The organism is Brevundimonas sp. TWP2-3-4b1 (assembly GCF_049897665.1).
Taxonomy (GTDB): domain Bacteria; phylum Pseudomonadota; class Alphaproteobacteria; order Caulobacterales; family Caulobacteraceae; genus Brevundimonas; species Brevundimonas subvibrioides_B.
Genome location: NZ_JAFCWQ010000047.1, coordinates 1 through 6,516 on the forward strand (window position 1 = coordinate 1; position 6,516 = coordinate 6,516).

A 6,516-nucleotide genomic window follows, 5' to 3' on the forward strand; every position below is an offset into this window, starting at 1 on the left:
ATCCCGAACTCGCCGCCTGACATCCGCCAAGCAGCCATCGTTAGACATCAGGAATGAGGGGTCCTTATTCGACGCCGATCACCCCGCTAACGGGGTCCCTTTTCCACGCCGATCCACAGCTCTGATGTCAGCGAACAGCGGGATCTCAGCTGCGAGCCGCTTTGCCGTGACGAACTCCAAGAAGCCAAGTCGCCGAAGCTCCGAATGCAGGGGCACGTTCCGCACCGAATGCTTAATTTTCAAACCCGCCGCGTCGCTTAACCGAATGCAAGTCACGCCGCGAACCTCCACTATATCGCTTACGTTTAGGCGGGCGATCTCTCCACTTCGCATTCCAGTGAAGAGCGCCACAAGGGGAAGCCAGAACCGCCCGTCACGTACCCGCCCCGCGAAGCCTGGGGCATAATCCCCGCTCCTGAAAAGCTGTGCCAACTCCGACACTTCAAAGTGTCGCCGAGGTTCGACTTCCCGCGCTCCTATGGGGGGACTTAAGTCTTTCGCGTGATTTTGCACCACGTGCCCCTCCTTGAAAGCCCAGTTCAGCAATGAGTTGATCTGGATCGCGTAGTCGCCGCATGTCTTCACCGACAGGCGAAGGGGAGGCTCCGGCATTGCGTCTGCCGCCTCAACCACCTGAACAACAGACAAGCCCTTGAAGGCGTTCAGACGGGTGTAGCCGGTAGGAATGCGTGGGAGGATGTGTATCAGCCCGCGCCACTGGTCACGGGTGATCTGAGCGACCACGCGGTCTCGACCAAACCAGTCCTTCAGCAAACGTTCGACCTTCACGAAGGCGATAGAGGACGCAGGCTTCCAGGTCGGCACTTTCGCAGCGCGGTGAGCGCTAAGAAGCTGGTCCATCCCTATACCTCCACCTTCGCTGTCGAAGGCGGGGCTATGATTTGGAGCGGACCCGCTGTTGTGGGGGTTCTCGTCGCGATAGATGGCTCGGCGGAGGTGCTCAATCTGAGCCTGGGCACCGAGTTCGCTCAGAAGGCCGTGGGCAATGGATTGGGGATCGATGCGAACCCCGTGTTCCGTTTCATAGTCCTGAACTGTGGAGCGGCCAAACGCAGTTCGCCAGCCATCCCAGAAATCATCTTGCTCTGTCTCCTCGAAAAAGGCGAGCAAATCCCGGTTCTCTTGAAGCCGTCTAGCCCGGTCTGCTCCTCCTCTTCCCGCAAGAAATTGGCGACCTCTGGAGCGGGAGAGGTCTGGTAGCATCTGCATTCGCTCAACCCGCAACCGGACGAACTGTCGAGCATCCTCTACTGGCAGCTCGGTTATAGTAGTGTGCACCGGGGTGCATTGCCGCCGAGCCTTCTCGATTTCAGCCTGAAAGACCTGAATGGCAGGTGGCGCAAGAAGCGCGGCTTTGTTGCGATCTGAAGTGTTCAGAGACCGTTTAAGCTCAGCCTTTCCAACTAAATCTCTAAGTTCTTTAGGAACCGAAATGCGAACGTAGAAAATACCTCTTCTAAGCAAGATGTAGGAAGGCAATTTCGCTTGCTTCATACATACAATGTACTAGATGTTGTGCCACAACGCAAAATCCCTAACCCTTTCAGGTTAGTGTTTGATCTTGCTCACTACTGGGACAAATGGCGGAGAGGGTGGGATTCGAACCCACGGTACCCGTAAAGGCACGCCGCATTTCGAGTGCGGTACATTCGACCACTCTGCCACCTCTCCGCGGGGCCGTAGGACGCTCGGTCGAAAGCGAGCGGTTTCTCTAATGGGGTCGGGGCCGGGCCGCAAGCGGGCGCGGACGATTTTCCGGATGTGAAGGATCTAGCGCAGGGCTGGCAGGGCGAGGCCGGGGGCCTGGCCGTCGCGCGGGCCGGCGCCGGTGAAGCGAAAGAGCTCGGCCGGGCGGCCTCCGGTGCCAGGGGACAGCCGGCCGGTGGGCTCGACCAGGCCGGTGCGTTCCACGCCGCGGCGGAAGTTTTGCTTGTGCAGGTTCAGGCCGACGACGGCTTCGGCAGCGGCCTGGAGCGCGGACAGGGTGAAGGTCGCCGGCGTCAGTTCGAACAGGACCGGGCGGTACCGCAGCTTGCTGCGCAGGCGGCCCAGGCCGGTGGCGAGGATGCGGCGGTGATCGGAGGCCATCTGGCGGTCGAACAGGTCCAGCGGGGAGGCGTCGTTACGGTCGCGCGCGGCCTCGGCGACCAGACCGGCCTCGTAGAGGAGTTCGTAGCGTTCCAGCACGCGGGTCTCGTCCCAGCGGACGGAGGCGGACGGTGCGAACAGGGCTTCGATCCGGTCGACCCGGCGGGAATCGCCGCCCGCCCAGGTCGTCAAGCTGTTGACGATGTCGTTGGTCAGTTTGGTGGTGGGCGCCCGGCGATCCTCCCACGGGAAGATTTCCAGCGCCGGGGTCCAGCGGGCCCCGGACGGGGCCATGTCCACGGCCTCGGCGGTCAGGGCCAGATAGCCGACCGAGACTTCACGCTGGCGGTCGGGACCGGGGGTGGGGCGCGGCGCGGCGCGGCCTGCGTCGCCGAAGGTGTAGAGCTGTTCGACGAAGCCGAGGCCGAAGCCGGTCTGGGCGGTCACGAACGATCGCAGGGCCCGCTCGAAGGTGCGGTCCCCGGCCGGGTCGAACGGGCCGAACGGCAGGGCCAGTTCACCCTCCGGGGTCTCTGTGGTCAGGATGCAGAGGCGACCCGAGCGCAGCGCCATGACGACGGCGGACAGGCCGATGCGGACCCCGTGCTCGCCGCCCCAGGACATGGCGCTATTCCGTGTGCCAGGCCTCGGCGGCGGGCAGGATGCCCACGGCCTCGGCGAGGATGCGGTAGCGCTCCAGATAGCGCTGCTGGGCGACCGGAGCGGGCAGGGGATCGATGATCAGGTCATAGCCGGGTGGCGGTGAGCCGAAGAAACCGAGGGCCTCCTTCGCGTTGAACCCGGCCAGCTGGGTGGCCTCGAAGAAGGCGCAGGCCTTGTCCGCGCTCTTGATCAGCTTCTTGATCTGGGCTGGCGTCTTGGGCGGCAGGCCGAAGCGGACGTGGATGGCGTCTTCCAGCCGAGCCTCGAACGACTTGTAGCTGACGCCGAGCGCCGCCTTGAAGGGCGAGATCATGTCGCCGATGACGTATTCGGAGGCGTCATGGAGCAGGGCGGCGAGCCGCCATTTGGGCTCCAGACCCGGCTTGATGTGGGCGGCGATCTCCTCGACGACGCAGGAGTGTTGGGCGACGGAGAAGGCGTGCTCGCCGATGGTCTGGCCGTTCCAGCGGGCGACGCGGGCCAGGCCGTGGGCGATATCCTCGATCTCGATGTCGAAGGGCGAGGGATCCAGCAGGTCCAGGCGGCGGCCGGACAACATGCGCTGCCAGGCGCGGGGCGCCGGGGTCCTGGAGGCACGAGGGGAGGGCGGAACGGCCAAGGCGGTGATCCAATCGGCGAACGGCAGGTCAGGTGACCCATCCGGACCGCGGGATCAAGCTTGGGCGCTTTATTCGCCGACGTTCAGCGCGACCAGATCCTTGGCGGAATCGAACACGCCGTCGCTGTCGCGGTCCTTGGCGCGCACCGTGGCGATGACGATCGGACCGCCGACGGGGCCTCGCGCTTCAAAGCCGACCAGCCTCCAGCCCTCGTCGGCGGGCGTCCGATCGGTCAGCATATAGGTGCGGCGCGTGGCCTCGCCGGGGGCGCGGGTGCGGATTTCCGCCGCGTCGTCGTGGGCCTGGACGCTGACGCTCTCGTCGGACGAGCTGATGTCCACCCTCTGGCTGCTGTCGTCCGCGTTGATGGAGAAGCCGCCGAAACGAACGCTGGCCTTGTCGCCGTCGGCGTCGACGCTCATCCCGGGCAGACGGACGCGGGCGCGGTCGCCCTCGGCGTCAATGGCCATGCCGGGAGCGCGGACGTGGGCGCTGTCGGCCGCCGAAGCGGCAGCGTCCGCCTCGACCGCCGCAGCATCAGCGGCCACCGCCGCGACATCGGCCTGGACCCGGGCGTCGTCGGCGGCGGACTGGGCGCGGGCCGCGTCGGCGGATGCGCGGAGCTCGGCGGTCGTGTGCGGCATGTCGGCGGCCAGGGTCGTCTCGAAGCGCTGCAGGACCGCATCGGCGGTCTGGTCCCTCAGGGTGACGAGTTGCAGGGTGACCTCGGCGCCGCGCGGGCCGCTGTAGAGGCAGGTGGCGCCGCCGGCGTGGGCCGTCCCCTTGCGGGTCAGGACGCCGATGGTCTCCGGGCACTGAAGGGTGTCGATGACCTTCAACACCCCCTTGGCGCCGGAATCGGTCGTGGTCGTTGAGATGCGGACGGATTCGCCGTCGCAGGCTGCCGTCATCAGGCTAGCGGTGCAGATGGTGGCGAGAAGCAGTCGCATCAACAGGTTCCTCTTCAGGCCTTCATCTTGAACAGTGGCCGGCACTATTCCAGTGAAATCGCGGTAATCGATCTGACGATATCTGTTCGTCACATGTCAGGAATGGGCCGTATCTCAAGCGCCGGGACGTGAGCCTTCGCGACGATTGAGGAAGGCCAGCCGCTCGAACAGATGCACATCCTGTTCGTTCTTCAGCAGGGCGCCGTGAAGCGGAGGGATCAGCTTGTTGGGGCTGGTCTCGCGCAGGGTCTCGGGCTGGACGTCGTCGACCATCAGCAGCTTCAGCCAGTCCAGCAGTTCGGAGGTCGACGGCTTCTTCTTCAGGCCGGGCGTGTCGCGGATCTCGTAGAAGGTCTTCAACGCCTCGGACACCAGCCGGGGTTTGATGCCAGGGAAGTGCACCGCGATGATCGCCTTCATCGTCTCGTCGTCGGGGAAGCGGATGTAGTGGAAGAAGCAGCGGCGCAGGAAGGCGTCGGGCAGTTCCTTCTCGTTGTTCGAGGTGATGACCACGATCGGCCGGACCTCGGCGCGGATGGTCTCGCCCGTCTCCTGAACGAAGAACTCCATCCGGTCGAGCTCCTGCAACAGGTCGTTGGGGAACTCGATGTCGGCCTTGTCGATCTCGTCGATCAACAGGATCGGGCGGACGGGGGAGGTGAAGGCCTCCCACAGCTTGCCGGGCTTGAGGTAGTTGCGGACGTCGTGGACGCGCTCTTCGCCGAGCTGGGAATCACGCAGTCGGCTGACGGCGTCGTACTCGTAGAGGCCGTTATGGGCCTTGGTGGTCGACTTGATGTGCCATGTGATCAGCGGCGCATTCAGCGCCCTGGCCATCTCGTAGGCCAGGACGGTCTTGCCGGTGCCGGGCTCGCCCTTGATCAGTAAAGGGCGTTCAAGGGCCACGGCGGCGTTAACCGCGATCTTCAGGTCCTGGGTTGCGATATAGTTCGAGGTGCCCTCGAACCGGTCGGTTGGCCGCGACATCGGATGCTCCGTCAGTTCAGATGACGACTAGCCGATGGCGCGGCCGGTTAACAACGATCAGTTTCAGGTGATCCGCTTGGCCGAGACGGGATCGCTGGCCGGGAAGGTCTCCTCGACGCCTTCGTCGAGCAGGGCTTCCTGGCGGTCCTCAGCGTCTCCATGCTTCTCGTTCAACTGGTCGGGCTTCCCGTGCAGACGTTCGGCAGGGCGGGCGTGCGGGGTGTCCGGGTCCTGGTCGGCGTCGCGCGGTCTGCCGGTCAGCGGGGCTGCGTCGGTCATTTCTCGTCTCCTTCAGGGCCATAGCCCAGATCTGCGATGTCGTCGTCGGAGAGGGTTTTGGCTTCCCAGTGGGCGGCGCTGGCCTGGGCGCCCCGGGCGTCTTCCATCAGGCCGACGTAGACCAGTTCGACCTCGCCCTCGCCGGGGTCGTCGGCGCCGAGGTCCAGTTCGTTGATGCGGGTTCCGTCGGCGCCGTATTGGGCGTCGGCTTCCGGATCGACCCCGTCGGCTCCCAGCGTGTCGTCGAGGTCCTGATCGTCCTCATCGAACTCCTCCTCGTCGGCGTCGCCGTCGGCGGTCGTGACGTCGAGGACCTCGGGCATTTCCTCGAAGGTCTTGAACTCGTTGGTGACGCCGCCGGTTTCCGAGGCGTCGTTGTTGTCTTCGTCGAAAGCCTCGGATTGATCGATGTCCGGCATGGTCGCGTCCTTGTTGTGAAGGTTCAACGCCGTGGCTTTGCCGGGCGTTCCGTCGCCGATGTCCGGAGAGGCCGGACGAAATTCAGGGTGACGAAACGGACGAAACGACTAGTCGGGTGTGTAAAATCAGAACCTTGTGACTAGCGGTCTGCCCTGCGGACAGGATTAGCGGAAATGGCGGTTCGGAGAGTGGTGCAGATTGTCAAAGACCCAAGGAGAGAGTGTACGCCCGTTTTGAGGGGCGCCTGCGATAAGGGCTCTAAATAGAGCCGAGTGTTGAAATCGTTGGAGGATTGGGGGGATGTGTTGATGGGTATGGTCGTCTTTTCCTTCTCCCCTTGCGGGAGAAGGTGGCCGCGAAGCGGACGGATGAGCAACTGTGTTCGTCATCGGGTTGCGGTTCTCCATTCGGAGCGGTCGCGGACGATGGCGTTAAGCAGGGTCATGAGCTTGTTGATGAGGGCGACGAGGATGACCTTGCCGGGTTTT

General features: G+C 64.2%; 7 protein-coding genes and 1 tRNA gene. All 8 read right to left on the reverse strand.

Annotated features, from left to right (window positions below; all coding sequences use genetic code 11):
* Nucleotides 1-78: 78 nt before the first annotated feature.
* Nucleotides 79-1,515 (reverse strand): DUF6538 domain-containing protein, encoded by a 1,437-nt coding sequence (locus tag ACP7A5_RS17600; protein ID WP_426043113.1) that lies wholly within the window; start codon nt 1,513-1,515, stop codon nt 79-81.
* A gap of 87 nt (nt 1,516-1,602) precedes the next feature.
* Nucleotides 1,603-1,692 (reverse strand) — tRNA-Ser (locus ACP7A5_RS17605).
* A gap of 99 nt (nt 1,693-1,791) precedes the next feature.
* The gene (locus ACP7A5_RS17610) at nt 1,792-2,733 is read right to left on the reverse strand and encodes an NUDIX hydrolase (protein ID WP_426043114.1); all 942 of its coding nucleotides are present in this window, start codon (nt 2,731-2,733) and stop codon (nt 1,792-1,794) included.
* A 4-nt stretch (nt 2,734-2,737) separates the two neighbouring features.
* Nucleotides 2,738-3,331 (reverse strand): YfbR-like 5'-deoxynucleotidase, encoded by a 594-nt coding sequence (locus tag ACP7A5_RS17615; protein WP_426043118.1) that lies wholly within the window; start codon nt 3,329-3,331, stop codon nt 2,738-2,740.
* Nucleotides 3,332-3,460: 129 nt separating this feature from the next.
* Nucleotides 3,461-4,342 carry a methyltransferase type 11 gene (locus tag ACP7A5_RS17620; RefSeq protein ID WP_426043115.1) on the reverse strand — a complete coding sequence of 294 codons (882 nt, stop codon included), beginning with the start codon at nt 4,340-4,342 and terminating at the stop codon, nt 3,461-3,463.
* Nucleotides 4,343-4,456: 114 nt separating this feature from the next.
* Complete coding sequence (locus ACP7A5_RS17625; protein ID WP_303694976.1) at nt 4,457-5,329, reverse strand: AAA family ATPase; 873 nt, start codon at nt 5,327-5,329, stop codon at nt 4,457-4,459.
* A gap of 63 nt (nt 5,330-5,392) precedes the next feature.
* Nucleotides 5,393-5,608 carry a hypothetical protein gene (locus ACP7A5_RS17630; RefSeq protein ID WP_426043116.1) on the reverse strand — a complete coding sequence of 72 codons (216 nt, stop codon included), beginning with the start codon at nt 5,606-5,608 and terminating at the stop codon, nt 5,393-5,395.
* A complete protein-coding gene (locus tag ACP7A5_RS17635) occupies nt 5,605-6,027 on the reverse strand; it encodes a hypothetical protein (protein WP_426043117.1) in 423 nt (140 codons plus the stop codon). The genes ACP7A5_RS17630 and ACP7A5_RS17635 overlap by 4 nt, the downstream gene beginning before the upstream one ends.
* Nucleotides 6,028-6,516: the final 489 nt, after the last annotated feature.

Bases quoted from the DNA above. Each gene is read 5' to 3' on its own strand.
- ACP7A5_RS17625 (WP_303694976.1), bottom strand. From the start codon at position 5,329: ATGTCGCGGCCAACCGACCGGTTCGAGGGCACCTCGAACTATATCGCA.
- ACP7A5_RS17635 (WP_426043117.1), bottom strand. From the start codon at position 6,027: ATGCCGGACATCGATCAATCCGAGGCTTTCGACGAAGACAACAACGAC.
- ACP7A5_RS17600 (WP_426043113.1), bottom strand. From the start codon at position 1,515: ATGAAGCAAGCGAAATTGCCTTCCTACATCTTGCTTAGAAGAGGTATT.
- ACP7A5_RS17610 (WP_426043114.1), bottom strand. From the start codon at position 2,733: ATGTCCTGGGGCGGCGAGCACGGGGTCCGCATCGGCCTGTCCGCCGTC.
- ACP7A5_RS17615 (WP_426043118.1), bottom strand. From the start codon at position 3,331: ATGTTGTCCGGCCGCCGCCTGGACCTGCTGGATCCCTCGCCCTTCGAC.
- ACP7A5_RS17620 (WP_426043115.1), bottom strand. From the start codon at position 4,342: ATGCGACTGCTTCTCGCCACCATCTGCACCGCTAGCCTGATGACGGCA.
- ACP7A5_RS17630 (WP_426043116.1), bottom strand. From the start codon at position 5,608: ATGACCGACGCAGCCCCGCTGACCGGCAGACCGCGCGACGCCGACCAG.